Below are 26,995 nucleotides of genomic sequence, written 5' to 3'. Positions count from 1 at the left end.
CCGCCTCCGCAACGGAGCGTCATGCCGCTCGAAACCCTCCCCCTGGCCGACCCCGGCCGCCCCGACCTCACCTCCCCGCTCGCCTTCCTGCGCTGGCTCCAACGCGGCCAGCGACGCGGGCAGGTGCTCGCCACCTGCTGGTCGCTGCTGGAGATGGGCGGCCAGGCGGCCCTGCCGGTCCCGGTCGGCCTGGGCATCCAGGCCGCCGTCGACGGCGACGCCGCCGGCCTCTGGCGGGCCGGCGGTGTCGCCCTGGCGCTCGCCGCGGTGTCCTCGGTGGGCACCGTCCTGCTGCACCGCCAGGCGGTCTGGAACTGGATCCACGCCGCGACCCAGGTCAGACAGCTCGTCGCCCGCCAGGCCTCCCACCTCGGGGCCGGACTCTCCCGGCGGATCGCCACCGGCGAGATCGTCGCGGTCGGCAGCGGGGACGTCGAGAAGATCGGCTGGTACGTCGAGCTGGTCGCCAGGCTGCGCGGTGCCGTCCTCGTCTGGCTGGCCGTCAGCACGGCGGTGCTGGTCACCCAGCCGGTCCTCGGACTCGCCGTGCTGCTCGGGGTGCCCGTGCTGGCGGCCTCGGTGTGGCCGCTGCTCGGCCCCTTCGAGCGCCGGTACACGGAACAGCGGGCGCTCGGGGGCAAGGCCACCGAGCTGGCCGCCGACACGGTGGCCGGGCTCCGGGTGCTGCGCGGCATCGGCGGCGAGGAGCTCTTCCTCGCCCGGTACCGTGCGGCGTCCCAGCAGGTCCGCGCCGCGGCCGTCCGCTCGGCCCGGATCTGGTCCCTGATGCAGGCCCAGCAGGTCCTGCTGCCGGGCCTGTTCGTGGTCGGCATCACCTGGTACGGCGCCCATCTGGCCGCGTCCGGCCGGATCTCGGTCGGCACCCTGGTCGCCGTCTACGGCTCGACGGCCTACCTCGCCGCCCCGCTGCGGATCCTCGGCGAGGCGGCCCACGCCTGGAGCGTGGCCCGCGTCTCGGCCGGGCGGGCCGCGCGGGTGCTCGCGCTCGACCGGACCGACGGGACCGCCGACGCGGGACTGTCCGGTGCCGCGCAGTCGGACCTGTTCGACCCGGCCACCGGGCTGACCGCCCGGGCCGGCCGGCTGACCGCCGTGGTCTGCGGCGACCCGGACTTCGCCGGTGCGCTGGCCGAGCGGCTCGGCGGGCACGTCCCGACGGCCGAGGGCGCGCGACCGGAGCCGTCGGTGCGGCTCGGCGGCACCGAGCTGGACTCCGTCCCGCTGGCCGAGGCGCGGGCCGCCGTCCTGGTCCACGACAAGGAGCCGGTGCTGCTCTCCGGCACCCTGGCGGGGCTGTTCGACATCCCCGCCTCCGGGCGGGTCGAGCCCGTCGACGCACTGGCCGCCGCCTGCGCCGAGGACGTCCTGGACGCCCTGGTCGACGGCTCGCCCACCTGCGGGGGCGACGCCATGCGGGCGGAGATCACCGAGCGCGGACGCTCGCTCTCCGGAGGGCAGCGGCAGCGACTGGCGCTGGCCCGCTCGCTGCTGGCCGACCCGCCGGTCCTCGTCCTGGACGAGCCGACCAGCGCGGTGGACGCGCACACCGAGTCCCGGATCGCGGCCGGGCTGCGCAGGAGCCGGGCAGGGCGCACCACCGTGGTCTTCGCGACCAGTCCGCTGCTGCTGGACCGGGCGGACCGGGTGGTCCTGGTCCGCGACGGACGGGTGGCGGCGGCCGGCCGTCACCGCGACCTGATGCGGACCGAGCCGGGCTACCGGGCGGTGGTCACCCGCGCGGAGGAGCCGTCGCCGGCGGGGGAGCCCGCGACCGTGGGGGAGGCGGTGTGAGGCCGACGGACCCCCGCGGCCCGTCCTCCCGGCCGCACCGCCACCCCCGTGGTGCCCGTGGCGCCCGTGGTCCTCGTGGCCTCCGTGGTGCCGGGGGTCCTCGTGGCCTCCGTGGCCTCCGCGCCGACGTCCGAGAACAGCTGAGGAGCACCCCATGAAGCCCCCCGTCCATCAGGAGCAGGGGCCCGCCACCACCCTTCCGGTCGGCTCCCCGGTCGCCGTGCGGTCCTACCTGCGGCTGCTGGCCCGACGCCACCGGGGCGGGTTCGCCGCCGTGGTGGGTCTGCACGCGGTGGCCACCACGGCGGGGCTCGTCGGGCCCTGGGTGCTGGGCACCCTGGTCGAGTCGCTGGCCACCGGCACCGTCGGAGCCACCGTCACGGTCGCCGTCGCCTGGTACCTGGTGGCGCTGGCGGTGCAGTCGGCGTTCACCTGGTGGTCGCGGCTGCGCGGCAGCGTCCTCGGCGAGCGGGTCCTGGCCGATCTGCGCGAGGACTTCCTGGTCCGCTCGGTGGCGCTGCCGACCGGGGTCCTGGAGCGGGCCGGCACCGGGGACCTCGTCTCCCGCGGCACCACCGACATCGACCGGCTGGACAAGTCGGTCCGCGAGGCGGTGCCGGAGCTGGCCGTGGCGATCGTGTCGCTGCTGCTGGTGCTGGGCGCCCTGGTCGCCACCTCGCCGCTGCTCGCGCTCACCTCGCTGATCGGCCTGCCGCTGCTGCTGGCCTCCTCCCGCTGGTACTTCCGGCGGGCCCCGCAGTCGTACCGGAACGAGTCGGCCGGGTACGCGGCGGTCAACACCGTGCTGGCCGAGACGGTGGACGCCGGTCGGACGGTCGAGGCACTGCGCCTCGGTGACCAGCGGGTCCGGCTGACCGACCGCAAGCTGGCGGAGTGGATCGCCTGGGAGCGGTACACCCTCTGGCTGCGCACGGCCTGGTTCCCGACCATCGACGCCGTCTACACCCTGGCGGTGCTCGGCACCCTGGTGCTGGGCGGGCTGTTCACCCTCCGGGGCTGGATCGGTGTGGGCGAGCTGACCACCGGGGTGCTCTACGCCCAGGCGCTGACCGCCCCGGTCGACCTGATCCTGCGCTGGTACGACGAGCTGCAGATCGGGCAGGCCTCGCTGGCCCGGTTGGTCGGGGTGCACGAGGTGCCCGAGCAGGAGAGTGACGAGGCGGCCCGGCCGAGCGGACGGCGGGTCGAGGCCCGGGACGTCCGCTTCGGCTACCGCGAGGGCGTCGACGTGCTGCACGGCATCAGTCTGGACGTCGCGCCGGGCAGCCGGGTCGCCCTGGTCGGGCCGTCCGGGGCGGGGAAGTCCACCCTGGGGCGGCTGCTGGCCGGCATCTACGCGCCCGGCCGGGGCAGTGTGACGCTCGGCGGGGCGGCGCTGTCGCGGATGCCGGCCGAGCGGGTCCGGGCCGAGGTCGCGCTGGTCAACCAGGAGCACCACGTCTTCGTCGGCACACTCCGGGACAACCTGCGGCTGGCCGCGCCGGACGCGGACGACGCCGAGTTGCGCGGGGCCCTGGACGCGGTGGACGCCGGTGACTGGGTGGACGCGCTGTCGGCGGGGCTGGACACCGAGGTCGGTTCGGGCGGCGCCGCGCTGACCCCGCCGCAGGCGCAGCAGCTGGCGCTGGCCCGGCTGGTGCTGGCCGATCCGCACACCCTGGTGCTGGACGAGGCCACCTCACTGCTGGACCCGCGGGCCGCCCGGCACCTGGAGCGCTCGCTCGCCAAGGTGCTGGAGGGCCGGACGGTGATCGCCATCGCCCACCGGCTGCACACGGCGCACGACGCGGACGTGATCGCGGTGGTCGAGGGCGGCCGGATCAGCGAGTACGGCAGCCACCCGGACCTGGTGGCGGCCGGTGGTCCGTATGCGGCGCTCTGGCGGTCCTGGCGGGACGAGCCGTCGGAGACCCGGCCCGGGGGCGTCTGACGGAGAGTGACGGGCGGTAAACCCGCGCGGGGCGTGGTTGCCCCGTGCGGGTTACTCCCGGGCGCGTAGCCGGGCAAACCGGCCCATTCGACCGCAGACTTCGCGTGTGACCAAGATTTCAGACGGTTCGTCCGGCACCAAGCGCAGCGAGATCGGCGGGATCCCCACCCGGTACATCGGGATCGGTGTCATCGTCGTGCTCGCGGTGTGGTTCCTGTTCGCCAACCTCGACAAGGTGAAGATCCAGTTCTGGGTGTTCACCGTGACCGCGCCGCTCTGGATCGCCCTGCTGGCCACGCTGGTCGCCGGTGGCGCGCTCGGCTGGCTGCTGAAGGGCCGGAGCGGGCGGTGACCGACGCACCGGAGCCCCCGCCCGGGTCCGGGCCGGGGCCCTCGGCCTTCACGCCCTTGATCGAGATGCGCGGCGTCAACAAGCACTTCGGCGAGTTGCACGTCCTCCAGGACATCGAGCTGACCATCGGCCGGGGCGAGGTCGTGGTGGTGATCGGTCCGTCCGGCTCCGGCAAGTCCACTCTGTGCCGGGCGATCAACCGTCTGGAGCCGGTCGAGTCCGGGTCCATCGTGATCGACGGCCGGCCGCTGCCCGAGGAGGGCAAGGGCCTGGCCCGGCTGCGGGCCGAGGTCGGGATGGTGTTCCAGTCCTTCAACCTGTTCGCGCACAAGACCGTGCTGCAGAACGTGTCGCTGGCGCAGGTCAAGGTCCGCGGGCGGTCGAAGGGGGAGGCGGACGAGAGGTCCAGGGCGCTGCTGGAGCGGGTCGGGCTGGCTCCGCAGGCGGCCAAGTACCCGGCCCAGCTCTCCGGCGGCCAGCAGCAGCGCGTCGCGATCGCGCGTGCCCTGGCGATGGACCCCAAGGCACTGCTCTTCGACGAGCCCACCTCGGCGCTCGACCCGGAGATGATCAACGAGGTGCTGGACGTGATGCGCCAGCTGGCGCACGAGGGCATGACCATGATCGTCGTGACCCACGAGATGGGGTTCGCCCGGGCCTCCGCCAACCGGGTGGTCTTCATGGCCGACGGGCGGGTCGTCGAGGACCGCTCTCCGGAGGCGTTCTTCGGCGCTCCGGAGAGCGAGCGCGCCCGGGACTTCCTCTCCAAGATCCTGAAGCACTGAGGCCGCGCGTGAAGAAGATCGTGACCGCCGCCGTCGTGGCCGCGGCCGTGCTGCTGGCGGCCTGCGGCAAGGAGGGCACCCCGCCCCCCAAGGGGCCGCAGCCCAGCGCGCTCCCCAGCTACCAGGTGGAGAGCGGCGCCGGCATCACCGGTTCGTCCACCCTGGACGCGGCCCGCAGCCGGGGTCACCTGGTGGTCGGGGCCAAGGAGGACCAGCCCTACCTGGGGCAGAAGAACCCGGCCACCGGGCAGTACTCCGGCTTCGACATCGAGATCGCCAAGATGGTCGCCGCCGACCTCGGGTTCGCCCCGGACCGGATCGAGTTCAGGACCATCGCCTCGGCCAACCGCGAGACCGCGCTGCAGAACGGCCAGGTCGACTACTACGTGGGCACCTACACCATCAACGACAACCGCAAGAAGCTGGTCGGCTTCGCCGGGCCGTACTACCTGGCCGGACAGTCGCTGCTGGTGCGCCGGAACGACACGACCATCAACGGGCCGGAGGACCTGGACGGCAAGAAGGTCTGCTCGGCGGCCGGCTCCACCCCGTACCAGCGGATCCAGAAGGACTACCCGAAGGCCCGGCTGATCGGGTACGACAGCTACTCGGCCTGTGTCGACAACCTGATCACCTCCCAGGTGGACGCGGTGACCACGGACAACACCATCCTGATGGGCTACGCGGCCAAGGTGCCCGACGAACTCAAGGTGGTCGGGCCGCTGTTCTCCCAGGAGCCGTACGGGATCGGCACGCCCAGGAACGACACCGTGCTGCGCGGGGCGCTGAACGACGCGCTGGCGCACCACGAGGAGAACGGTGACTGGCGCAAGGCCTACGACGCGACCCTCGGCCTCTCCGGGGTGCCCGCGCCCACCCCGCCGCCGATCGACCGGTACTGAGGAGGGGCCGGCCTGTGAAGACGCTGACCGACAACTGGTCGACCTACTGGGAGGGCTTCCTCGGCACCCTCTCGCTGTTCCTGGTGAGCGCGGTGCTGTCGCTGGTGCTCGGCGTGCTGGTGGCAAGCTTCCGGGTCTCGCCGGTGAAGCCGCTGCGGGTGTTCGGCACCACCTGGGTGACGCTGCTGCGGAACACCCCCTTGACCCTGCTCTTCTTCATCGTGGTGCTGGGCCTGCCGCGGTTCGACATCACGCTTCCGTTCTTCACCTTCGCGGTGCTCGCGCTGGGCTGCTACACCTCGGCGTTCGTCTGCGAGGCGATGCGGTCGGGCGTCAACACGGTGCCCACCGGTCAGGGCGAGGCGGCCCGCAGCCTGGGCATGACCTTCGGCCAGACGATGAGCCTGGTCGTGCTGCCGCAGGCGTACCGGTCGGTGATCGCCCCGATCGGCAGTGTGATGATCGCGCTGGCGAAGAACACGGCGATCGCCGGCTCGTTCAGCGTCACCGAGCTCCTCGGTACCTACCGGACCATCAACGAGCTGGGCTACAGCATCGTCTGGACCTTCGTCTGGATCGCGGTCGGCTACCTGGTCATCACGCTCGCCGTCAGTGCCGTGTTCAACCTGCTGGAACGACGACTGGCGGTGTCGCGATGACGGTGGAATCCTCGGCGCTCTACGACATCCCGGGGCCCAGGGCGCTCGCCCGGCACCGGTTGTACGGTGCGCTCGCGCTGCTGGCGATCGCCGCACTGCTCGGCTGGATCGTCTACATGCTGTTCCACACGAACCAGTTCACCGCCGAGAAGTGGACGGCCTTCGAGTACAAGGGGGTCCAGGAACTCCTGCTGCGCGGGCTCGGCAACACCCTCAAGGCGTTCGGGTGGACAGTGCTGTTCGCCCTGCCGTTCGGTGCGCTCTTCGCGGCCGGACGCCTCTCGGACCACCGGGTGGTGCGCTGGTTCTCCACCCTGGTGGTCGAGTTCTTCCGGGCCATGCCGGTGCTGGTGATGATCTTCTTCATCTTCGTCGCGCTCAAGGTCGAGCCGCTCTGGGCCCTGGTGGCCGGTCTGGTGCTCTACAACGGTTCGGTGCTCGCGGAGGTGTTCCGGGCCGGCGTGCTGGCGGTGCCCAAGGGGCAGAAGGAGGCCGCTTTCGCGCTCGGCCTGCGCAAGACCCAGGTGATGGCCTACGTGCTGGTGCCGCAGGCCAACCGGGCGATGCTGCCGGCGATCATCAGCCAGCTGGTGGTGGCACTGAAGGACACCTCGCTGGGCTTCCTGATCACGTACGAGGAGTTCCTGCACGCGGGCAAGCTGATCGCCACCAACCTGGACTACGACCTGCCGTTCATCCCGGTGGTGATGGTGATCGCGCCGGTCTACATCGGGATGTGTCTGCTGCTCTCCTGGTTCGCGCGATGGATCGAGCAGCGCAGCCGGCGCAGCCCACGGGTGCGCGGCGGGGCGCCGGTGGCCGACGCGGAGGTGTCGATGGGGCTGCCGCCGGCCGCCCAGCCGTAGCCGGGGGTGCGCGAGGGATGGGCGGTTCGCCGGTAAACCATAGGTGCCGCCGGGGTTAGGCTCCACTCCTCCAAACTCTGCTTATGATTGCCGGGATGTGGCACGGCGGCCGGGCGGAGGGGCGATGGAGCCGGTATTCGACTCACGGCATATCAGGACCTTCCACGAGGTCGTCCGGGCCGGCTCCTACTCGGCGGCGGCCCGCGAACTCGGCTACACCCAGCCCGCCATCACCCAGCAGATGAAGGCCCTCGAACGGACCGTCGGCCTGCCGCTCTTCACCCGGGCCGGACGCGGACTGCGCCTCACCGAGGCCGGCGAGGCGCTCGCCCGGCACGCCGAACAGATCCTCGGCAGCCTCGCCGCCGCCCAGCAGCAGCTCGCCGCGCTGGCCCGGCTGCGTGCCGGACGGGTGCGGGTCTGCGCCTTCCCCAGCGCCAACGCCACCCTGATCCCCGAGACGATGGCCCGGCTGCTCGCCGAACACCCCGGCGTCCGGGTCGAACTGCTGGAGGCCGAGCCGCCGGACTCCGTCCAGCGGCTGCTCCGCGGCGAGTGCGACATCGCCCTGGCCTTCCGTTATCCGGGAGCCCCGGCCGAGCTGCCGGAAGGTCTGGACGAGATACCCCTGATGGAGGACCTGCTGACCGTGCTGCTGCCGGTCGGCCACCCGCTGGGGCGCCGGCACGCCGTCCGGCTGGCCGATCTGGACGGCGAACGGTGGATCGCCGGCTGTCCGCGCTGCCGGGCCAACCTGCTGCACGTCTGCGCGGAGGAGGGGTTCGCGCCCGACATCGTCTTCTCCACCGACGACAACCTCGCCGTGCAGAGCCTGGTCGCCGCAGGGGTGGGGATAGCCCTGATGCCGGCCCTGGTCCTCTCCTTCATGTGCCACCGCAAGGTCACCGGCCGGGCCGTCGAGCCGCACCTGCGCCGCCGGGTCAGCGCGTACGTGCTGCGCGAGCACCGGCGGATCCCGGCGACCGCGCTGGTGCTGGACCACCTGCGGTCCGCGGCCGCCGCCCGGGTGGGGTGCTGACCGCTCCTGACAATCCATAAGCGTTCTTATGGGGAGAGCTAACGATCCCTCGTTGGACGTGATAGGTCGGGCGGGTCGAACCTGCTCGTATGACACCCTCAGCCACGGTCGGGAGCGGCCGGCTCACCGAGCGCATGACCGCCCTCGTCGGCGAGATCCGCGCTGTCGTCGACCGCGGCCTGCCTCCGGAACTCACCGCCTACCTCGTCGGCGAACGACTCGCCCCGCACCTCGGCGACGCCGACCTGCTCACCGCCGACCAGCGCGAGGGCGACCCGGACCGCTACCGCCAGCACGTCCTGCACGCCGAGGCCGACGGGTCCTTCTCCGTCGTCGCTCTGGTCTGGCTGCCCGGCCAGCAGACCCCGATCCACGACCACGTCTCCTGGTGCGTGGCCGGCGTCCACCAGGGCCAGGAGAGCGAGACCCGCTACCGCCTGGTCTCCGACGGACGGACCGCCCACCTGGTCGAGACCGAGCACGTGGTCGGCCCCGCCGGCACCGTCGCGGCCTTCGCCCCGCCGGGCGACATCCACCTCGTCCGCAACGCCTGCACCTCCACCGCCATCTCCATCCACGTCTACGGCGCCGACGTCGCCAGGCTCGGCACCAGCATCCGGCGGGTCTACCGGCTGCCCGCCGGCGACCCCCGGTGAGCCCCGCATGGCACTGATCGTCCGGGAACGGCGGGTCCGCACCCGCGCTCTGCCCCCGCTCGGCGGGGACACCCCCGGCCTGCTGCTCGCCGCGCTCGGCGTGGCCGCGGCCCTCGCCGTCCACCAGGCCGTCCCCGCCGTACCCAAGCTCACCGCCGCCGTCGTGCTCGGCGTCGCCGCCGCCCACCTGCCCGGGCTGCGCCCGGTGGTCCGGGGTGTCGCCCGGCCCGGGCTCTCCACCGCAGGACGCCGGCTGATGCGGATCGGCATCGTGCTGCTCGGCCTCAAGCTCGGCCTGGGCGACGTACTCGGTCTGGGCTGGGCCACCGTCGCCATGGTGTTCGCCGTCGTCGCCGCCACCTTCGCCGGCACCTGCTGGCTCGGTCGCAGGCTCGGCCTGCCCGGCGACCAGCCGCTGCTCGTCGCCACCGGGTACTCGATCTGCGGCGCCTCGGCGATCGGCGCGGTCAGCCAGGCGGCCGGCAGCGACGAGGAGGACGTCGCCGCCTCCGTCGCCCTGGTCACCCTCTGCGGCACCCTGGCCATCGCCGTCCTGCCGCTGCTCCAGCATCCGCTCGGGCTGGACGAGGCGGAGTTCGGCCGCTGGGTGGGGGCCGGCGTGCACGACGTCGGGCAGGTGGTCGCCACCGCGCAGAGCGGCGGGGCGGGAGCCCTGCGCGAGGCGGTGCTCGTCAAACTGATGCGGGTGATGCTGCTGGCCCCGCTGGTCGCCGGAGTCGCGCTCACCGCCCGGCGCGCCCGCGCGCGGACCCGGTCGGCCGCCGACGGCGTCGCGGCGGGCGGTGCGTCCGGCGGTCCGGCGGGCGGTCCGGTCGGGAAGCGGCCGCCGCTCGTGCCGCTCTTCGTCGCAGGATTCCTCGCGATGATCGCGCTGCGCACCACCGGGCTGGTGCCGGAGCCGGTGCTCCGGCTCGCCGGCGACGCCCAGGAGCTGCTGCTGGCAGCCGCGTTGTTCGGGCTCGGCAGCGCCGTCCACCTGCCGACCATGGCCCGCACCGGCGGGCGGATCGCCCTGCTCGGGCTCGGATCCTGGGTGATGGTGGCCGGTGTCTCGTACGCGGGGGTGCTGGTCACGAGGTGACCGGGGCCCGGCCCGCGCTGGGCTATTGTCGGGCGGGTAGGCCGATCATCCGAAGCTCCCGAAAACCGGAGGGGATTCGCGCATGTCCACCGCACTGCCGGAACGGGACGGCTCGGACGCCGTCGTCACGCTCGACCGGCGCGAGGGGCCCTTCGGAGAGGTGGTGCTGCGGCAGCGCGGGCGGCACTACGAGATCATCGCCAACGGCTGCTTCCTGATGGACACCGCCGACGGGCGCTCCGAGCGGCTGCTGATCCAGGCGGCGCTCGACGAGTTGGACCGGACCGGCGACCAGGCCGGGACCGGAGACCAGGCCCGGCCCGGCGGTCCGGAGCGGCCGGCCGTGCTCATCGGCGGGCTCGGGGTGGGTTTCTCGCTGGCCTACGCGGCCGCCGAACGGCGGTGGGGGCGGATCGCCGTCGTCGAACGGGAGAGCGCGATCATCGACTGGCACCGGAACGGTCCGCTGGCCGCCTTCTCGGCCGGTGCGCTGGGCGACGAGCGGGTCGAGGTGCTCCACACCGACCTGCTGGAGTACCTCGCGGTGGCGGACGGCGCCCGCTACGACGCGCTCTGCCTGGACATCGACAACGGCCCGGACTGGACCGTCACCGACTCCAACGCCGGGCTGTACGGCGCGGACGGACTGGCCGTGCTCCGGCACCGGCTGGAGCCGGGCGGGGTGCTGGCCGTCTGGAGCGCGCAGCCGTCCCCCGCCTTCGAGGAGGCGCTGCGCGCGGCGGGCTTCCTGGACGTGGCCACGCACGAGATCCCGGTGGCCCGGGGCGTGCCGGACGTCGTGCACCTGGCCCGCCGCGCGCGGTGAGCGCACGACGGGCCAGGCGGGTCCTGACCGGCCCGGTCGACCCGGGCCGTCGTCCGGCTACTTCAGACCGTTGTCCACCGCGGCCATCAGCTCGCCGCTCGCGGTGTCACCGTCGAAGGCCCAGATCATCGCTCCGGCCAACCCCTGGGACTTGATCCAGGCGGTCTTCCGGGCGATCTCGGTCGGGTCGTCGTAGGTGTAGAAGACCGAGCCGTTGTAGATGTACGAGTGGCCGGCCACCGGGTCCCGGTAGATGGTGTAACCACCGCTGGTGGCCATCTCCTTGAGCTTCCGGTAGTCCTCGAACCCGGCCTCGTAGGTGCCCGGGCCGGGGCCCGTCGCGGTCTGGAAGAGACCGTTGGTGGTGCCGCGCGGCACGCCCGTCCAGCCTCGACCGTAGAACGGGATGCCCAGCGTGAGCTTGCTCTTCGGGGCGCCGCCGTTGACGTACGCGCCGATCGCGACCTCGGAGCTGAACTGGCGGGCCGGCGGGTTAGGGTCGCCGGCCGCGACCTTGATGCCGGACTGCTGGTTGGTGACCATCTCCCAGCCGCCGTGGTAGTCGTAGCCCTGGATGGTGGCGAAGTCGAAGGCGCCGAACAGGCCGGGGATGTCGATGCCGGCCGTGATCTTCGCCGGGTCGGCCGGGAGGAAGGCGCTCAGCGTGTAGTGCTTGTTGGTGGTGGCGCCGAGCGCGTCCAGCTGGCGACGGAACTCCTGGGCCACCAGGGTGTAGTTGGCCTTGTCGGCGGGCCGGAAGATGTTCCCGGTGTGCCCGTCGGAGTTCGGCCACTCCCAGTCGAGGTCGATGCCGTCGAAGATGCCGGCCGCACTGCCCGCGCCGCCGCGGCCGTCGATCACCGGCAGGTTGCCCTTGATGTACATGTCGATGCAGGAGCTGACCAGCGCCTTGCGGGAAGCGTCGGTGGCGGCCGCGTCGGAGAACCACTTGCTGTAGGACCAACCACCCAGCGAGATCTGGATCTTGAGGTTGGGGTACTTGGCCTTGAGCTGCTTCAGCTGGTTGAAGTTGCCGGCCAGCTTCTGGTCCCAGGTGTCGGTGGTCCCGGCCACCGAGCTGCCCGCGTCCCAGCCCTTGCCGTAGTCGGCCCAGGCGTCACCGGCACCGTCGCCCGCGTTCGGGTCGTTGTCCGGCCCGGCCGCCTTGTTGGTGATGAAGCACTGCTTGGTGGTCGGGTGGATGTTGGCGAAGGCGTAGTTGAGCGTGGTGAGCCGCCCCGCCGAGCCGGAGGTGTCGAGCTTCTTCACGCTGTACCCGCGGGCGTAGATGCTCCACTGGGTGAAGTAGCCGATCTTCAGGTTGCCGGGGTTGCTGCCCCCGGGCTTGGTCTTGCCGGTCACCGGGCCGGAGGCGGGCGAGACGTTGCCGGCCGCGTCGCGGGCCTTGACCGTGAAGGTGTACTCGGTGTCCGGCGCCAGGTTGCCGACGGTGGCGGACGCCGAGGGGACGGTCGCGGCCAGGGTGGTGCCGGTGTAGACGTCGTAGGCGGTGACGCCGACGTTGTCGGTGCTGGCGGTCCAGGTCAGCGAGACCGAGTTGGCGTCCGAGCCGGTCACCGTGGGGGTGCCCGGGGTGGTCGGAGCCTGCCTGTCCTCGACCGGCGGCTGGGTGGTGGCGCTGACCGGTCCGGCCGCCGCCGAGCGGTTGCCCGCCGCGTCGAAGGCCTGGACGGTGAACTGGTAGGCGGTGCCCGCGGTCAGGCCCTGCACGGTGACGGACGTGGTGGCGCCGTCGGTGGTGGCCACCTTGGTGCCGTCGCGGTAGACGTCGTAGCCGGTGACGGCGAGGTTGTCGGTGCTCGCGGCCCAGGACAGGTCGACCGTGGTCTGGGTGACGGTGCCCGTCCGGAGGTTGCCCGGGACGGTCGGCGCGGTCTGGTCCCCGCCGGTGCCGTCACACGGCTGCCCGTTCAACTTGCAGTTCAGCAGGGCCTTGTAAGCGCCGGAGTAGGCGATGTTGAAGCCGACGTTGTACGTGCCGCCGACCGGCAGGGTCGAGGCCCAGCCGGGGTTCTTGACCGTGACGTGCGAGGCCGAGGTGGTGTACGTCGCGTTCCAGAGGCCGGCCACGGTGTTGCCGGTGGGCAGGTCGAACTCCAGCGTCCAGCCGTTGATCGGGGCGCTGGAGCCGTTGGTGATGGTGTAACTGGCGTCGTAGCCGCTTCCCCAGTCGCTGCCCTTGGTGAAGGTCGCGGTGGCCGACCCGGCAACGGCGGAGTCGGCGTTGGCGATGGCGGCGGGGAGAGCGGCGGCGAGCAGCGGGACGAGTAGCGTCCCGGCTGCCAGCAGCGGCAGGCTGATCCGACGTCTGCGCATGGATATGGCTCCTGTCCTGGGGTCCCGGGGCAGGCCCGGACGCCCCGTAACCCGTGGGGAGGTGTCAGGTGCGTGGAGCAGCGAGCTCCGGCCATGGGGGCGGCGCGGAACCGGAGACCTCGGGCCGTCGGGGTGCCACGGAGGATCCTGTGCCGAGAGTAGGGAGCAGATCGGCAACTGGCAATAGGTCTGTACCAGTTGCCGGTCGTGGGCATGACGGGCCGCCCGGACGGCCTCAGTTGACCTGGGGCTTCGTCAACTGAGCCTCGTCGGAGTGATGTTGCGGCCGAATGCAGTGCGGCGAAAGCGGCGGGGGTGCGGCTCCCGGCAGGGGCGCGGGGGCGGCCGGCGCCCCGGGCCGGCGGGAGCGACGGCCGGGCGGTCGGGCCTCGATGCGGTCGGGCGGTCGGAGGGGCCGGTGGGGCCGGTGGGCCGTCCGGCGGTCGGGTGCGGGGCTCAGCCGAACGGGCCGGGCTCCGGAGCGGCGGCCGGTGGCGGGGCCGGGCGGTCCTCCGGCTGCGGGGCGAACGGGTTGAAGTCCGGGGGCGGGACCATGACGGGGGTGCCCTTGGGCCGGGGCCCGGGCTCGTCGGCGTTCCCGGCGGCGCCCCCGGGTGCGGGAGGGGCGGCGGGCGGCGGCGGGACCGGGGCGGACCGCAGCAGGACGGTGGTGCCGAACGGGTCCTGCGGACGGTCGGCCGCCGTCACCGTGCCGAACGGGTCGGTGACCGGGACGGCCGGGGGCGGCCCGGCCGGGACGGGCGGGGCGGGCTGCGCGTCCGGCTGCGGGGCGAAGGGGTCGAAGTCCGGGGGCGGCACCATCACGGGGGTGCCCTTGGGCCGGGGCGGCAGATCGGCGTCACCGGCGTCACCGGCGTCACCGGTGCCCCCGGTGCCGGTGGTGCCGTCGGGGACGAGGATCGGCCGGGCCGGGGTCGGGTCGGCGACCTGCGCGAAGGGGTTGAAATCGGCGGGCGGGACGCGAACGGGCGTGCCCCGCAGGTCGACCGGGAGCGGGGCGGCGTCGGCCGGCACCGCGTCGGCCGGCACCGCGTCGGCAGGTGCCACGTCCGCCGGGGCCGCCGCGTGCAGCGCGGGCGCGGGGTCGGCCGGCGGCGAGGGGACGGGAACCGGGACGGCCTGCGCCGGGGCGGGCGCGGCCGGCGCGCCGGGCACGCCGTCCCAGCCGAACTGCACGCTCTTCAGCAGCTCCGCGAACACGTCCGTGTACAGCTCCCAGTCCTGCGGCTGGGCGGTGCTGAGCTGGACGCAGAGCACCGAGACGCCGTCCGGCAGCGGGACGAACGCCTCCACCACCGACGTGACCGCCCAGCGGCGCACGCCGTCCGCGGCCAGCGGGCCCGGCACCGGGACGCTGCGGCCCTCCACCAGCACGGCGGCCGGTCCGGCCGGCAGCAGCACCGTCCACACCTCGGCGTGCCGGCGGACGGTGGCCAGCTCGGTGGCCAGCCCGGTGATCGGCAGCGGGTGCCGGGCGAGCGAGGCCACCAGGGTGGCGTCGGCGGGCCGGCCGTCCGCCCGGAGCGCGGCGACGCCCGCGTAGACGGCGCCCGAGGCGCAGACCGCGTCGGCCAGCGTGGCGGCGATCACCGCGAAGTCGCGGCGGCCGGCCGGCTCGGCGCCGCTGAACAGCTCCTCGGCGGTCTCCGCCAGGTGCGTGGCCAACTCGGCGGCGGCGGCGCCGGCGGCCGGGTCGACGCCCCGGACGGACGGGGAGCCGCCGGCCGGGCCGAGGGGCACCGTACGGGCGGAGACCCCGGGAGGTCCGCCCGGGGAGGTCAGCGCGTGGAAGCCCGGCGGGACGACCAGGCGGACCTCCGAGCCGGCGCCGGTGGCGAGTTCGACCGGCTGCCGGGTCTGCTGCCCGGCAGCGAGTGCCGCCAGGGGGGCGGTGAACGGCGGGCGGAGCTTCGGGTCGGCGGGCTCGCCGGTCACGGGGAGCTCGAACCGGGCGGCGGTCAGGACACCAGGAGCGTCGGTCGAGGCGCCGCGGACCGGGCCGGCGGTGCCGTACCGGCTCAGCAGTGCGCCGGTCGCCAGCGCGGAGACCTCGGCTCCGGTGCCCGGGCGGGCCGTTCCGGCGGTGATCACGGTGCCGAGCCGGTCGACGGCGGTGTGCACCGGTCCGTTGGGCGCGAGGGGCAGGTCGAACAGGGCCTCGGCGGCCGGGCCGCTCACCCGCAGGGCGGTCAGCGAGGACGCCGGGTGGCGTGAGGTCCGGGCGTCGAAGAGGGCGTCGGTGAGCGTGCCGAGCGTCGCGGAGATCCGCTCCGCCGCCGCGAAGGGGTTGGCCTCCGCGCTGAACTGGCCGTCCTGGGTCAACTGTTGAGCCCCCCGCTCTGCTCGGTGTGCGTTCGGTGGTCCGGGGACCCGGGCCCGGGGTGACCGGCGGGCCGTCAGATCCGTGCCCATTCCTATCAGAGGCCGCCGACGTGGCAGAACCTGCCGTCGGTGGCCCGGCCCGGCCCGTCAGGCGTCGGCGGGCTCGGGGCGTGCGGGTGGTGCCGGTGCGGCGGCCTGTCCGGGGGCCGGCCCGACGGCCGGCTCGGCCACCGGACCGGGGGGCGGCTCGACGGCCAGGGCGGTGACCGCCTCGGCGAGGCCCGGGACGGCGAACAGCCCTGCCAGGTCGCGGACCAGCCGCCCGGTCGGGCCGTCCGGCCGCTCGTCGGCGAAGAAGCCGGTCAGCTCGGCGGCGAGCGCGGGCTCCCGGGCGGCGGTCAGCGTGAGCGCCGCGACGAACTCCTGCACCAGGTGCAGCTGCAGCTCCTCCAGCGGCACCGAGCGGTCGGCCAGCCACTCCAGCGAGGTGATCTCCGCGTTGGCGATCCACGCGCGGACGGTGAGCCGCAGGCCCGGACCGGGCTCGGGCAGTGCCAGGTGGCCCAGGATCTGGTCGTGCGCGGCCCGTCGGACCTCGTCGATCACCGCCGAGGTGTTGGTGCTGGCCGCCACCGAGCCGCCGCGCAGCAGCGCCGCGAAGCCGGGGCCGTGGCTCTGCACGAAGTCCAGGTAGCGGCCCATGACGCGGTGGAGGCGCTCCGAGAGCGGGCCCTCGGCGGGTTCCTCGAAGCGGGCCGCCAGCTCGCGGCCCGCCCGCCGCAGCGACTCCTCGTACAGGGCCTGCTTGCCCGGGAAGTAGTGGTAGACCAGCGGCCGGGAGGCGCCGGCGGCGGCCGCGATGTCGTCGATCGACACCTCCTCCGGCGGGCGGAGGCTGAACAGCTCCAGAGCGACGGAGATCAGCTGCTCGCGCCGCTCGTCCACGCTGAGGCGCCGGCGCGTGCGCTCGCCGCTCCCGCGCCCGGGGCGCTCAGGGCGCTCGGCGGGCGACGGGTGCGCTGCGTGTTCCGGGCGCGGGCCGCCCGCGGGCCGGGCCGTTCCTTCCGGCACCGCCGGGCCCTCGGGCCGCGCCGGGCCGTCCGGTCGTTCCGAGCGCGCGGGGGAGGGGGCCGACGGCGTGCGGGATGCCATGCGCGCCACCTTATCCGGCGCTACCCCGCGTACCGCTCCAGGTAGCGCCGGTACGCCTCCCGGCCGTCCGGCACGAACTCGTCCCGGGCCAGCCGCTCCGTCAGCTCGGCGGGGGTCAGCCACGTGTGCCAGGCGACCTCCGACTCCTGCGGCGCCACCGGGCCGTCCCACTCGGCCTCGTACACGTCGGACCACCAGCCCAGCCCGTCACCCCGGAACAGGAACCGGAACAGCGGGCGCGGGGCGATCCCCTCGACGCCCAGTTCCTCCTCGGCCTCCCGGACGGCTGCGTCCTCGTACGTCTCGCCGGAGCCCACCACCCCGCCGACGAACATGTCGTGCGCGCCGGGGGCGAACAGCTTGGTGGCCGTGCGCCGGTGGACGAAGATCCGCCCGGCGGGGTCCCGGACGAGGACGAAGACGCACCGGTGGAGCAGTCCCCGCCGGTACACCTCCCCGCGCGGGGCGATCCCGATCACCCGGTCGTGCTCGTCGACGACGTCCAGCAGCTCTTCGGCAGGGTTGGTCATGACCGACAGGTTAGGGTTTCCGGGCGATCGACGGACACATGTGCGGAAGAGGGCGACACGCGGTGGTGGAGATCTGGGGCGAGACGGCCGAGGGCTTCGAGCCCGTACGGGAGGCCTTCGCGCGCAACTTCCGCGAGTACGGCGAACTCGGCGCGGCCTTCGCGCTCTACGTGCGCGGTCGCAAGGTGGTCGACCTGTGGGGCGGCGACGCCCGGCCCGAGGTCGGCGGGCGGCCCGCGCCGGCCGTGCCGTGGACCGCCGACACCGCGCAGGTGCTGCGCTCGGTGACCAAGGGCCTCACCGCCACCACCGCGCTGCTGCTGGCCGCGCGCGGGCAGCTCGACCTGGACGCGCCGGTGGCCGCGTACTGGCCGGAGTTCGCGGTGGCCGGCAAGGAGCGGGTGCCGGTGCGCTGGCTGCTCTCGCACCAGGCGGGTGTGCCGGCGCTGGACGTGCCGCTGCGCCTGGAGGACGTGCTCACCTGGGAGCGGGCGGTGGCCGCGGTGGCCGCCCAGGCCCCCGCCTGGGAACCCGGCACCGCGCACGGCTACCACCCGTACACCTTCGGCTGGCTGGTCGGCGAGGTGGTGCGGCGGGTGAGCGGGCGGACGGTCGGCCAGTACTTCGCCGAGGAGATCGCCCGGCCGCTCGGCCTCGACCTGTGGATCGGGCTGCCGTCCGGCGCCGCGCCGCGGGTCGGCCGGCTGGTCGACCTGCCGGCGCCGGCAGCCGCCCGGACGGGGCCGAGCGGGCTGCGGCTGCGGCCCAAGCAGGCGGTCCGGGACGCGTACCAGGACCCGACGTCGCTGACCGCCCGCGCGTTCGCCTCGGTCCGGCCCGGGGTGGACCTCAACGATCCGGCGGTGCAGGCCGCCGAGATCCCCGGCGCGGGCGGGATCGGCACGGCCCGGTCGCTGGCCCGGTTCTACGCGGCGCTGGCCGGCGTGGCCGACCGGCACGGCGGCAGCGGCGGGACGCTGCCGCCGCTGCTCGGCCCGGAGGTGCTGGCCCGCGCGGTCGGGCCGGTGGTCAGCGGACCGGACCGGGTGCTGATCGTCAACTCCACCTTCGGGCTCGGCTTCTTCCGCCACGGCCCGACCGCGCTGATGTCCTCGCCGGCGGCGTTCGGCCACCCGGGCCGGGGCGGCTCGCTGGGCTTCGCCGACCCGGACCTCGGGATCGGGTTCGGCTACGTGACCAACGGGATGCAGCCCGGCGTCACGGGGGACATCCGCTCCCGCACGCTGATCCGGGCGGTGCGGGGCTGTCTCGGCCTGTCCTGAGCGGGCATCAGGCCTGACCGGTCTCGAAGCGGCTGATCCGGCCGCCGTCGACGGTGAACCGCCAGGCGGTGCGCATCTCGCCCCAGGTCTCGTTGCTGTAGTTGGCGACCAGCGCGCGGCCGCCGTCGGACTCGGACTGGACGTCGATGTGGCCGCGGCTGGTGAAGATCTCGCGGTCGATCCAGTCCTGCAGGTCGCGGTCGGAGCCGTCGTCGGCCATGGTCGCGTCGGGGGCGAGCAGCGCGACGAAGGCCGCGCGGTCGCCGGCGTTGATCGCGGTGACGGCGGCGCGCACGGTCGGGTCGGACAGTTTGGCGGTGGCGATGGTCATCCGGTCTCCCAGGGGTGAAGGGTCGGGTACCTCCTGTTTAGGGCGTCGGCCGGGACTCGCCGGGCATGTCGGCGGCGCGTCGAGGATATGGAGGGATTCATGTGCTTAGATCCCGATACGGGTGATTTGCCCTCGGGTCCCCGGCTGAGCCACGGGGAGTGGCGTACGGAGTGGGAAGTCGGCCGGCCCGACTTCCCACTCCGCGTATCTGCCGGGCCCGGCGCCCTAGAAGAGGCCCTGGGCGTCCGGCGCGTAGCTGACCAGCAGGTTCTTGGTCTGCTGGTAGTGCTCCAGGACGGCCTTGTGGTTCTCCCGGCCGATGCCCGAGTTCTTGTACCCGCCGAAAGCCGCGTGCGCGGGGTACGCGTGGTAGCAGTTCGTCCACACCCGGCCGGCCTGGATGGCGCGTCCGGCCCTGTAGGCGGTCGCGCCGTCGCGGGTCCAGACTCCGGCGCCGAGCCCGTACGGCGTGTCGTTGGCGAGCGAGATCGCGTCGTCGAAGTCCTCGAACCGGGTGACGGCGAGCACCGGTCCGAAGATCTCCTCCTGGAAGATCCGCATCCCGTTGACGCCCTCGAAGACCGTGGGCGTCACGTAGTAGCCGCCGGCGAGGGAGCCGCCGAGGTCGGCCGGCTCCCCGCCCGCCAGCACCTTGGCCCCCTCGGCCTGGCCGATCTCGATGTAGGAGAGGATCTTGCGGAGCTGCTCGTCGCTCGCCTGGGCGCCGACCTGCGTCTCCGTGTCCAGCGGGTTGCCCTGACGCAGCGCGCGCACCCGCTCCAGGCCGTCGGCGAGCAGCCGGTCGTACACCGCGGACTCGATCAGCGCCCGGCTCGGGCAGGTGCAGACCTCGCCCTGGTTGAGGGCGAACATCGCGAAGCCCTCGACGGTCTTGTCGTAGAAGGCGTCCCGCTCGGCGGCGACGTCGGCGAAGAACAGGTTCGGGCTCTTGCCGCCGAGTTCCAGCGACACCGGAATCAGGTTGCCGCTGGCGTACTGGGAGATCAGCCGGCCGGTCGTGGTCTCGCCGGTGAAGGCGATCTTGCGGATCCGGTCGCTGGAGGCCAGGGGCCGGCCGGCCTCCAGTCCGTAGCCGTTGACCACGTTGAGTACGCCGGGCGGCAGCAGGTCGGCGGTCAGCTCGGCCAGCAGCAGGACGGACGCGGGGGTCTGCTCGGCGGGCTTGAGCACCACCGCGTTGCCTGCGGCCAGGGCCGGGGCGAGCTTCCACACCGCCATCAGGATCGGGAAGTTCCACGGGATGATCTGGCCCACCACGCCCAGCGGTTCGTGGAAGTGGTACGCCACGGTGTCCTCGTCCAGCTGGGAGAGGCCGCCCTCCTGGGCGCGCAGTGCGCCGGCGAAGTAGCGCAGGTGGTCGACGGCGAGCGGCAGGTCGGCGGCCAGGGTCTCGCGGACCGGTTTGCCGTTCTCCCAGCTCTCCGCGACGGCGAGCCGCTCCAGGTTCTGCTCGATGCGGTCGGCGACCCGGAGCAGGACCTGGGCCCGTTCGGCGGGCGGGGTGCGGCCCCAGGCCGGGGCGGCGGCGTGGGCCGCGTCGAGCGCGGCCTCGATGTCCTCGGCGGTGCCGCGGGCCACTTCGGTGAAGACCTCGCCGGTGACCGGACTCGGGTTCTCGAAGTACTGGCCCAGGACGGGCGGTGCCCACCGGCCGCCGATCCAGTGCTCGTAGCGGGGGCGGTAGCCGACGACGGATCCGGGCTGGCCCGGGGGCAGGTAGACCGGCATGTTCTGGGTGCCTCCTCGCGCTGTCAGGCGCCGTCACGGCACGCGGGCCGGGCGGCGCGCCGGGCTGCGGCAGGGGGCGGCCCGGCGGAGGGTACGGACACACACGCGGGTCGGGCGCCCCTCACCGGGACACCCGCCGGGCAGCACCCTAGCCGGGGACGGCCGGTTCGGCTACGGTCCGTACGGCCGGGGTCGACGGAGGGTGGCGGTTTCCGGTCGCCCCCGGAACCGGGTGCCCGCGCGCCGGGCCGACGGGTGCTGGGGCATGCCCCCGCCCCCTGCGGCCCCCGTGCGCCCGCGTCCGGTCGAACGGCACGCGCCCCCGGAGCCCGCCTCGCGCCCGGCGCAGCCACCGCGCGCCGGGCGCGAGGACTGCGCCGGTAGCGAGAGGAGGGGGAGCGAGGGGGCTGCGGAGAGCGGGCGCCGTCGGGCGCCGGGGGCGCGCACCGTGGGGGCGCCGACCGTCGACTCCGGATCGGGACGGCCCGGTGGCGGGCGGCGAGGGGCGGCCAGGGGCGGCTAGGCGGCCTGGTAGCGCCCCGTGCGGCGCTCCCAGCTCAGGTATCCGGCCAGCCAGGTGAGGAGGCCGTCGGCGTACCGCTGGGCGAGGCTCCGTTCGACCCGGGCGAGGCCGAGCTCCCGGTGGACGTCGGGCAGCCGGTCGTGGAGTCCCCGGCAGCGTTCCACCATCAGCTGCGCCTCCCCCATCACCACGGAGCAGGCCTCCTCGGCCGAGCAGTTCCGTTCCCGCTGCACGATCATCACCAGGTTGTTGACGTCGCCGCGCGGGGCCTCCAGCGGGTACGACCGCACGTCGTTGGTGAGCGACGGGATGTCGGCGGCGAGCTGGCGGAGCTGGCGCAGCACCGGGTGGTGCAGGACGGCCGGGGGGACCTCGAAGTGGCCGAGCCGTTCGACCATGTCGAAGATGGTCTCCATGGCGGCGGTCCCGCGCCGCAGGACCAGGTACCCGTCGCGGTCCGGTGGCCGTGGGGAGATCCGGCCGGCCGCCTCGGCGGGGTGACTGGCGAGGTACCACTCCCAGTTGTACGCGGCGCGCGCCTGCCAGCGCGCGGGCATGCCCTGGGCGCTGCGCTCCCAGAGGTCGGCGAAGGCGGTCTCGACGGCGGAGTCCGGGTGGGGGCGGGCGCCGTGCAGGACGGAGATCAGCCGGTCACAGATCGGCGCGACCTCGGTGGGGCGGCGGCCGAGCGGTCCGTCGAACTGATCGTCGAACAGGAAGTAGAAGCCCATCAGGTCTGCGGCCAGGGCGAGTTCGTCGGGACCGGCGTCGGGGTAGCCGAGGGCGGCGAGGTCGACCACCTCCCAGTGCGCGTACGACGGGTGGGTCGGGTCCGGCAGCAGCGGGTGACGGGTCAGCCAGGCGCGGTGCAGTTCGGTGGCGTACGGCCCGTGGGGGCTGCGACGGTGCGGGAACGGAATCTGAAGTGAGGTGTCGTCAGACATCGGACTCCCGGGGCGGCGAGGGGTGGGGGTGCTGGCGGTACTGGGCGTGACGGTGGGGGAGTTGAGGAATTTCGGCCGTGCGGGAAATGCGGCTGTGCCATGATCAACCCACTACGCGGGGCGTAGAGTATCTGATGCAATGATCGGACGTTAGGGATATAGGGCAATTGCCCTTGGCAAGGCCTTCGAACCCTCGATCTCGGCCCCGGCCTGCGTGAATGGATTCCACCCCGCCTCCGGCGGCGCTAACCTCGGCTCCACGGGCAGGGATCGGCGAGGCGGAGGGCGCGACGGTGACCGAGCGGGACAACGAATTCCGGGCGGAGGCGGTGTCCGGCGGACCGGAGGCGGCGGCTGCCCCGAACCGGGTCAGGTTGCGTGACCGCGACGCCGAACTCCGCTCGGCCGAGGCCGCCGTGGACAAGCTCTGCCGCGAGTTCGCCGCCGGCGGCACCGAGATCGGCGAACTGCTCACCTTCTCCGGCCGGCCCGGCATCGGCAAGACCACCCTGCTGCACGAGGTCCGACGCCTCGCCAAGCTGCGCCCGGGCGCCACCGTGCTCTTCGCGCGCGGCGGCGAGCGCCAGTTCAACGAGCCCTACCACGTCCTGCGGCAGCTGCTCCAGCCCGTGCTCGGCAGTCTGAAACCCGGAGAGTTCCGCCAGGTGATGGGCACCTGGGAGGAGGTCGTCGGCCCGGCGATGGGCCTCAAGCAGCCCAAGCAGGGCGCCCGCCGCCTCGACCCGCAGGGCGTCCGTGACGGCCTCGACTACGTCCTCACCCAGCTCGCCCCGCGCCGCGCCCCGCTCGTGATGATCGTCGACGACCTGCACTGGGCCGACCTCGAATCGCTCGCCTGGCTCTCCCAGTTCGCCGTCCGGGCCCGCGAGCTCCCGGTCCTGCTCGTCTTCGCCTACCGGGACGACATCGCCGACTGGCCGGCGGAGTCCCAGGACCACCACAGCGCCGTCACCGGACTCGCGACCCGCAAGCACGAGTTGAGCCGTCTCTCGCTCGTCGCCGTGACCGACATGATCCGTGCCGAACTCGGCGACCGGGCCGAGGACGCCTTCTGCTACGAGTTCTGGAACGTCGTCAACGGCAACCCGTTCGAGGTCGTCGCCCTGCTCGACCAGGTCCGCGACCAGGAGCTGGATCCGGTCGAGGAGAACTCCCATCAGCTGCGCGAACTCGCCGTCGACGCCACCGGGATGACCCTCAAGAGCTGGCTGGACCGGCTCGGCGCCACCACCCTGCGGTTCGCCTGGGCCGCCGCCATGCTCGGCACCGACATCCGGCAGGACCTCGCCGCCCGGATCTCCACCCAGAGCGGCGAGGGCGCCCGCGAGTCCATCAAGGCGCTGCGCAAGCAACGGGTGCTCACCCAGACCCCGAACGGCAACCTCGAGTTCGTCCACCCGCTGATCGCCAGCTCGATCTACAACACCATGCCGGAGGCCACCCGGACCGGCATGCACGGCGTGGCCGCCGCCGAGATCGAGAACGCCGGGCTCGGTCTGCTCGCCGCCTCCCGCCACCTGGTGGAGACCTTCGCGGGCGAGGGCGACGACCGCACCGTCCGCAAGCTCCGCCGGGCCGCCGCCGAGCACCTGCTGATCGGCGCACCCGAGGCCGCCCAGCGCTGCCTCCACCGCGCACTGGCCGAGCCGCCGGACGACCTGGACCGCGCCGAGGTGCTGTACGAGCTCGGCTGCTCCGCGCTGCTCACCGACCCGATCGCCACCGTCAACCAGCTGAAGCTCGCCCTCGACCCGGAGGAGGGTCCGCTGCGCGCCTCGCTGCGGGTGGACGCCACCTTCCGGCTCTCGGAGGTGCTCGCCCACAGCGGCGAACTGCGCCAGGCCGCCGTGGTCTGCCAGGAGGAGGCCGAGCGCACCGTCTCCGATCCGGCGGGACGGCTCAGGCTGGAGGCCGCCTCGTTCATGTGGCACGCCTACCGCAAGTCCGAGGAGGACGGCCCGGCCCGCTCCGCCCGGCTGGGTGCGCTCTGCGACAGCCTCTCCGGGCGGGACGCGGCCGACCGGGCCGTCCTCGCGATGCGCGCCTGGGACCTCACCCTGCGCGGCGAGCCGTCCGCCGAGGCGCTGCGGTACGCCGACGACGTCCTCGACAACGGCCGGCTGCCCAAGGGCCTGGGCTGGACCGACAACACCTGGGGCTTCGAGCTGCCCGCCACACTCGGCCTCTCCTACACCTACAACGACCGGATCGCGCAGGCCGAGCGGCTCTTCTCGGACGCCATCATCCAGTTCGAGGTGGCCGGCTGGAGCGGTGCCCACCGGGGCTTCGCCTACTTCCTGATGGGCCTGGCCCGGTTCCGGCGCGGCCTGCTCGCCGAGGCCGAGGACTTCCTGCGCCGGGCGCTGCGGCTCTCCGAGCGGATCGGCCCCAAGCTGCCGCTGGCCTGGGACGCGGTGGGTGTACTGGTCGACACCCTGATCGCCCGCGGCCGGCCCCGGGAGGCCTGGGACCTCGCCATCGGCTTCGGTTTCCACCCGCCGTACCACGCCACCGCGATGGTGCTGCCGGACGCGGCCTCGCTGTACGGCAAGCTGCTGCTCGCCGTGGACCGGCCCGCCGGTGCGGCCGCCGCGCTCACCGAGGCCGGTGCCCAGCTGGACCTGCGGGGCTGGCACAACACGGTCTGGGCGCCGTGGGCCGGGCATCTGGCGATCGCCCTGGCCGGGGACGAGCCGGAGCGCGCCCGTGCGTACGCCCGCAGGTCCGTCGCGGACGCCGAGCGGTTCGGCACCGCCTCGGCGATCGGCACCGCGCTGCGGCTGTACGCCCAGATCGAGGACGGCCAGCAGGCGGTCGAGCTGCTGGAACGGGCCGTGGCGCACCTCGGGCAGTCGCCGGCCGGCTACGAGCACGCGGTGGCGCTGGTCGACCTCGGGGCCGCGCTGCGCCGGGTCGGACGGCTGGAGGACGCCCAGGAGTACCTGTACCAGGGGATCGAGCTGGCACAGCACTGTGCGGCCGACGGGCTGGTCGACCGGGCCCGGCGCGAGCTGGCCAACTACGGGTTGCGGCCCAACCGCCTGGGCGACGTCCGGGAGATGCTCAGCCAGCCCGAGTGGGACGTCGCCCGGCAGGCCGTCCGCGGCGTGCCGCCGCAGCGGATCGCGGAGACGCTGGACCTCCCGCTCAGCCTGGTCAACCGCCGGCTGGCCGCGGTCTACCGGAAGGCCGGCAGCGGCCCGGACGGCCTGGCCGCCGCGCTCGGCCTGCCGCCCGGTCAGCGGGACGCCGCCGGGGCGGACGGTCTCGGGCCGGACGGACTCCGGCTCGACGGCGACCTCCCCGGCGGGACGTGACCGGACCGGGCACCGGTGGCACGGGCATCGCCGGCACGGGCATCGGCGGTGCGGCGGTCGGCGGGGAGATCGCGTGGCGGACGGCGGGCGTGCGGCGTCGGCGCGTCCGTCGGCGGGTCAGGTGCCGGGCGGCGCGCGGAGGCTTCATGAGCGCCCCCGCCACGGTGCTCCTCGTTAGGCTTTCGCCCACGGGGGCCCGCCGAGGCGCAGTCCCCCGGACGGGACCCGGAACCAGCGCGGGGGCGGTGCACCGCCCCCGCAAGTGAGGAGCAGGCCATGGCGACGCCCCCGGCGAACGGGCCGCAGGCGACCACCGTGCGGCACGAGCCTTTCGAGCCCGCGGGTGCGGGCGCCGCCATCGAGCGCTGGACCCTGCAGGCCGGCCCGTACGAGGCGAGCGTGCTCTCCCTCGGTGCCACCCTGCACACCCTGGTCGCGCCCGACCGGCAGGGCCGTCCGGCGCAGCTGCTGCTCTCCACGGACCGGCTCACCGAGATCCTCGGCCCGGCCCGGCACTACGGCACCGTGGTCGGCCGGTACGCCAACCGGATCGACCGCAGCGCGGTCACCGTCGGGGGCGAGGAGTTCCCGCTGGCCCCGACCGGCAACGGAGTGACCCTGCACGGCGGCCCGGACGGGTTCGCGCACCGGATGTGGGCGGCCGAGGAGCTGCCCGGCGGCGTGCGGCTGCGGCTGCACAGCCCGGACGGCGACCAGGGCTTCCCGGGCGCGCTCGACGTCACCGTCGACTACACGCTCGCCCCGTCCGGGGAGCTGACCGTCGCGTACCGCGCCGTCACGACCGCGCCGACCGTGCTCAACCTCACCAACCACGCCTACTTCAACCTGGCGGGGGAGGGCACCGGGGACGTCCTCGGCCATCTGCTCACCCTGGACGCGGACGGCTACACGCCCGCCGACGAGCGGCAGATCCCGTACGGCAGGGTCGAGCCGGTGGCCGGTACGCCGTTCGACTTCACCACCGCCCGGCCGATCGGCAAGTCCGTGCACGACGAGCACCCGCAGCTGACCGGTCCCGGCGGGTACGACCACAACTGGGTGCTCCGCCCGCGTCCGGCCGACGGCGACCCGGTCCGTGCCGCCCTGCTGGAGGACCCGGTCAGCGGCCGCACCCTGGAGGTGCTGACCACCGAGCCGGGTCTCCAGGTCTACACGGCCAACACGTTCCAGGGGGCGGTGACCGGCGCGAGCGGGGTGCCGTACGGGCCGTTCGCCGGGGTCGCGCTGGAAACCCAGCACTTCCCGGACTCCCCGCACCACCCGGAGTTCCCGAGCACCGTGCTCCGCCCGGGGGAGGAGTTCCACTCGGTCACGGTGCTGCGACTGGGCGTCTCCTGACCCCGCTGCTGCAAGCGGATTTCACCGGTTTTCAGTACGGAGGGTGGCCCCGGCGGCTTCGGTCGGCCGGGGCGAACCGGACATAGCGCCACAAATTCCACACCTGTCAACTACCGTGCGGCAACGTGAAGGACACGTGGGCGTAACGATCGCCGT

General features: G+C 73.9%; 21 protein-coding genes. 14 read left to right on the top strand and 7 right to left on the bottom strand.

The window, feature by feature from the left end; all coding sequences use genetic code 11:
- The first annotated feature begins 21 nt into the window (after positions 1-21).
- The 11 genes from PUR61_RS19650 to PUR61_RS19600 all read left to right on the top strand — a co-directional run bounded on the left by PUR61_RS19650 (position 22) and on the right by PUR61_RS19600 (position 10,950).
- Positions 22-1,812, top strand: a complete 1,791-nt coding sequence (locus PUR61_RS19650; RefSeq protein ID WP_329880305.1) for an ABC transporter ATP-binding protein — start codon at positions 22-24, stop codon at positions 1,810-1,812.
- 154 nt (positions 1,813-1,966) lie between these two features.
- A complete protein-coding gene (locus PUR61_RS19645) occupies positions 1,967-3,763 on the top strand; it encodes an ABC transporter ATP-binding protein (protein WP_329880304.1) in 1,797 nt (598 codons plus the stop codon).
- 106 nt (positions 3,764-3,869) lie between these two features.
- Positions 3,870-4,115: a LapA family protein gene (locus tag PUR61_RS19640; RefSeq protein ID WP_329880303.1), complete on the top strand. Its 246-nt coding sequence runs from the start codon at positions 3,870-3,872 to the stop codon at positions 4,113-4,115.
- A 65-nt stretch (positions 4,116-4,180) separates the two neighbouring features.
- Complete coding sequence (locus PUR61_RS19635) at positions 4,181-4,900, top strand: amino acid ABC transporter ATP-binding protein (protein WP_329880637.1); 720 nt, start codon at positions 4,181-4,183, stop codon at positions 4,898-4,900.
- An 8-nt stretch (positions 4,901-4,908) separates the two neighbouring features.
- On the top strand, positions 4,909-5,802 hold the full coding sequence (locus PUR61_RS19630; RefSeq protein ID WP_329880301.1) for a glutamate ABC transporter substrate-binding protein: 894 nt from the start codon (positions 4,909-4,911) through the stop codon (positions 5,800-5,802).
- 14 nt (positions 5,803-5,816) lie between these two features.
- Positions 5,817-6,461, top strand: a complete 645-nt coding sequence (locus tag PUR61_RS19625; RefSeq protein ID WP_329880299.1) for an amino acid ABC transporter permease — start codon at positions 5,817-5,819, stop codon at positions 6,459-6,461.
- Positions 6,458-7,327: an amino acid ABC transporter permease gene (locus PUR61_RS19620; RefSeq protein ID WP_329880297.1), complete on the top strand. Its 870-nt coding sequence runs from the start codon at positions 6,458-6,460 to the stop codon at positions 7,325-7,327. The genes PUR61_RS19625 and PUR61_RS19620 overlap by 4 nt, the downstream gene beginning before the upstream one ends.
- 124 nt (positions 7,328-7,451) lie before the next feature.
- Positions 7,452-8,366: a LysR family transcriptional regulator gene (locus PUR61_RS19615; RefSeq protein WP_329880296.1), complete on the top strand. Its 915-nt coding sequence runs from the start codon at positions 7,452-7,454 to the stop codon at positions 8,364-8,366.
- A gap of 89 nt (positions 8,367-8,455) precedes the next feature.
- Positions 8,456-9,022, top strand: a complete 567-nt coding sequence (locus PUR61_RS19610; RefSeq protein WP_329880295.1) for a cysteine dioxygenase family protein — start codon at positions 8,456-8,458, stop codon at positions 9,020-9,022.
- A 7-nt stretch (positions 9,023-9,029) separates the two neighbouring features.
- On the top strand, positions 9,030-10,124 hold the full coding sequence (locus PUR61_RS19605; protein WP_329880293.1) for a YeiH family protein: 1,095 nt from the start codon (positions 9,030-9,032) through the stop codon (positions 10,122-10,124).
- Positions 10,125-10,206: 82 nt separating this feature from the next.
- Positions 10,207-10,950 carry a spermidine synthase gene (locus PUR61_RS19600; RefSeq protein ID WP_329880292.1) on the top strand — a complete coding sequence of 248 codons (744 nt, stop codon included), beginning with the start codon at positions 10,207-10,209 and terminating at the stop codon, positions 10,948-10,950.
- 57 nt (positions 10,951-11,007) lie between these two features.
- Here the strand turns inward: PUR61_RS19600 and PUR61_RS19595 are convergent, their stop codons facing one another.
- From PUR61_RS19595 to PUR61_RS19580, 4 genes are all read right to left on the bottom strand, one after another.
- A complete protein-coding gene (locus tag PUR61_RS19595) occupies positions 11,008-13,287 on the bottom strand; it encodes a glycoside hydrolase family 18 chitinase (protein ID WP_329880290.1) in 2,280 nt (759 codons plus the stop codon).
- A gap of 456 nt (positions 13,288-13,743) precedes the next feature.
- Positions 13,744-15,630 (bottom strand): hypothetical protein, encoded by a 1,887-nt coding sequence (locus tag PUR61_RS19590; protein ID WP_329880288.1) that lies wholly within the window; start codon positions 15,628-15,630, stop codon positions 13,744-13,746.
- Positions 15,631-15,777: 147 nt separating this feature from the next.
- A complete protein-coding gene (locus PUR61_RS19585) occupies positions 15,778-16,575 on the bottom strand; it encodes a TetR/AcrR family transcriptional regulator (RefSeq protein ID WP_329880287.1) in 798 nt (265 codons plus the stop codon).
- A 227-nt stretch (positions 16,576-16,802) separates the two neighbouring features.
- Positions 16,803-17,312, bottom strand: a complete 510-nt coding sequence (locus PUR61_RS19580; RefSeq protein ID WP_329880286.1) for an NUDIX hydrolase — start codon at positions 17,310-17,312, stop codon at positions 16,803-16,805.
- Positions 17,313-17,374: 62 nt separating this feature from the next.
- Here PUR61_RS19580 and PUR61_RS19575 point away from each other — a divergent pair, with 62 nt between their 5' ends.
- Complete coding sequence (locus PUR61_RS19575; protein WP_329880285.1) at positions 17,375-18,595, top strand: serine hydrolase domain-containing protein; 1,221 nt, start codon at positions 17,375-17,377, stop codon at positions 18,593-18,595.
- 7 nt (positions 18,596-18,602) lie between these two features.
- Here the strand turns inward: PUR61_RS19575 and PUR61_RS19570 are convergent, their stop codons facing one another.
- The 3 genes from PUR61_RS19570 to PUR61_RS19560 form a co-directional block, all read right to left on the bottom strand.
- Positions 18,603-18,926, bottom strand: coding sequence for a nuclear transport factor 2 family protein (locus PUR61_RS19570; RefSeq protein ID WP_329880284.1), 324 nt, complete (start codon positions 18,924-18,926; stop codon positions 18,603-18,605).
- A gap of 225 nt (positions 18,927-19,151) precedes the next feature.
- The gene (gene exaC, locus PUR61_RS19565) at positions 19,152-20,675 is read right to left on the bottom strand and encodes an acetaldehyde dehydrogenase ExaC (RefSeq protein WP_329880283.1); all 1,524 of its coding nucleotides are present in this window, start codon (positions 20,673-20,675) and stop codon (positions 19,152-19,154) included.
- Positions 20,676-21,194: 519 nt separating this feature from the next.
- Positions 21,195-22,142: a terpene synthase family protein gene (locus PUR61_RS19560; RefSeq protein ID WP_329880282.1), complete on the bottom strand. Its 948-nt coding sequence runs from the start codon at positions 22,140-22,142 to the stop codon at positions 21,195-21,197.
- Between the two features lie 293 nt (positions 22,143-22,435).
- On the opposite strand from PUR61_RS19560, the gene PUR61_RS19555 reads away from it, so the two are divergent.
- Together PUR61_RS19555 and PUR61_RS19550 are read left to right on the top strand one after the other, a co-directional pair.
- Entirely contained in the window at positions 22,436-25,480 is a 3,045-nt protein-coding gene (locus tag PUR61_RS19555) for an ATP-binding protein (protein ID WP_329880281.1), read from the top strand.
- A 276-nt stretch (positions 25,481-25,756) separates the two neighbouring features.
- Entirely contained in the window at positions 25,757-26,839 is a 1,083-nt protein-coding gene (locus PUR61_RS19550; protein WP_329880279.1) for an aldose epimerase family protein, read from the top strand.
- The last annotated feature ends 156 nt before the right edge of the window (positions 26,840-26,995 follow it).

Source organism: Streptomyces sp. BE20 (assembly GCF_036322525.1).
Classification (GTDB): domain Bacteria; phylum Actinomycetota; class Actinomycetes; order Streptomycetales; family Streptomycetaceae; genus Kitasatospora.
The sequence above is the reverse complement of the archived record's forward strand: the minus strand, read 5'-3'. Positions and strand labels throughout refer to the sequence as shown.

Bases quoted from the DNA above. Each gene is read 5' to 3' on its own strand.
- PUR61_RS19650 (WP_329880305.1), top strand. From the start codon at position 22: ATGCCGCTCGAAACCCTCCCCCTGGCCGACCCCGGCCGCCCCGACCTC.
- PUR61_RS19645 (WP_329880304.1), top strand. From the start codon at position 1,967: ATGAAGCCCCCCGTCCATCAGGAGCAGGGGCCCGCCACCACCCTTCCG.
- PUR61_RS19635 (WP_329880637.1), top strand. From the start codon at position 4,181: ATGCGCGGCGTCAACAAGCACTTCGGCGAGTTGCACGTCCTCCAGGAC.
- PUR61_RS19620 (WP_329880297.1), top strand. From the start codon at position 6,458: ATGACGGTGGAATCCTCGGCGCTCTACGACATCCCGGGGCCCAGGGCG.
- PUR61_RS19615 (WP_329880296.1), top strand. From the start codon at position 7,452: ATGGAGCCGGTATTCGACTCACGGCATATCAGGACCTTCCACGAGGTC.
- PUR61_RS19610 (WP_329880295.1), top strand. From the start codon at position 8,456: ATGACACCCTCAGCCACGGTCGGGAGCGGCCGGCTCACCGAGCGCATG.
- PUR61_RS19605 (WP_329880293.1), top strand. From the start codon at position 9,030: ATGGCACTGATCGTCCGGGAACGGCGGGTCCGCACCCGCGCTCTGCCC.
- PUR61_RS19600 (WP_329880292.1), top strand. From the start codon at position 10,207: ATGTCCACCGCACTGCCGGAACGGGACGGCTCGGACGCCGTCGTCACG.
- PUR61_RS19595 (WP_329880290.1), bottom strand. From the start codon at position 13,287: ATGCGCAGACGTCGGATCAGCCTGCCGCTGCTGGCAGCCGGGACGCTA.
- PUR61_RS19580 (WP_329880286.1), bottom strand. From the start codon at position 17,312: ATGACCAACCCTGCCGAAGAGCTGCTGGACGTCGTCGACGAGCACGAC.
- PUR61_RS19570 (WP_329880284.1), bottom strand. From the start codon at position 18,926: ATGACCATCGCCACCGCCAAACTGTCCGACCCGACCGTGCGCGCCGCC.
- exaC (WP_329880283.1), bottom strand. From the start codon at position 20,675: ATGCCGGTCTACCTGCCCCCGGGCCAGCCCGGATCCGTCGTCGGCTAC.
- PUR61_RS19560 (WP_329880282.1), bottom strand. From the start codon at position 22,142: ATGTCTGACGACACCTCACTTCAGATTCCGTTCCCGCACCGTCGCAGC.
- PUR61_RS19550 (WP_329880279.1), top strand. From the start codon at position 25,757: ATGGCGACGCCCCCGGCGAACGGGCCGCAGGCGACCACCGTGCGGCAC.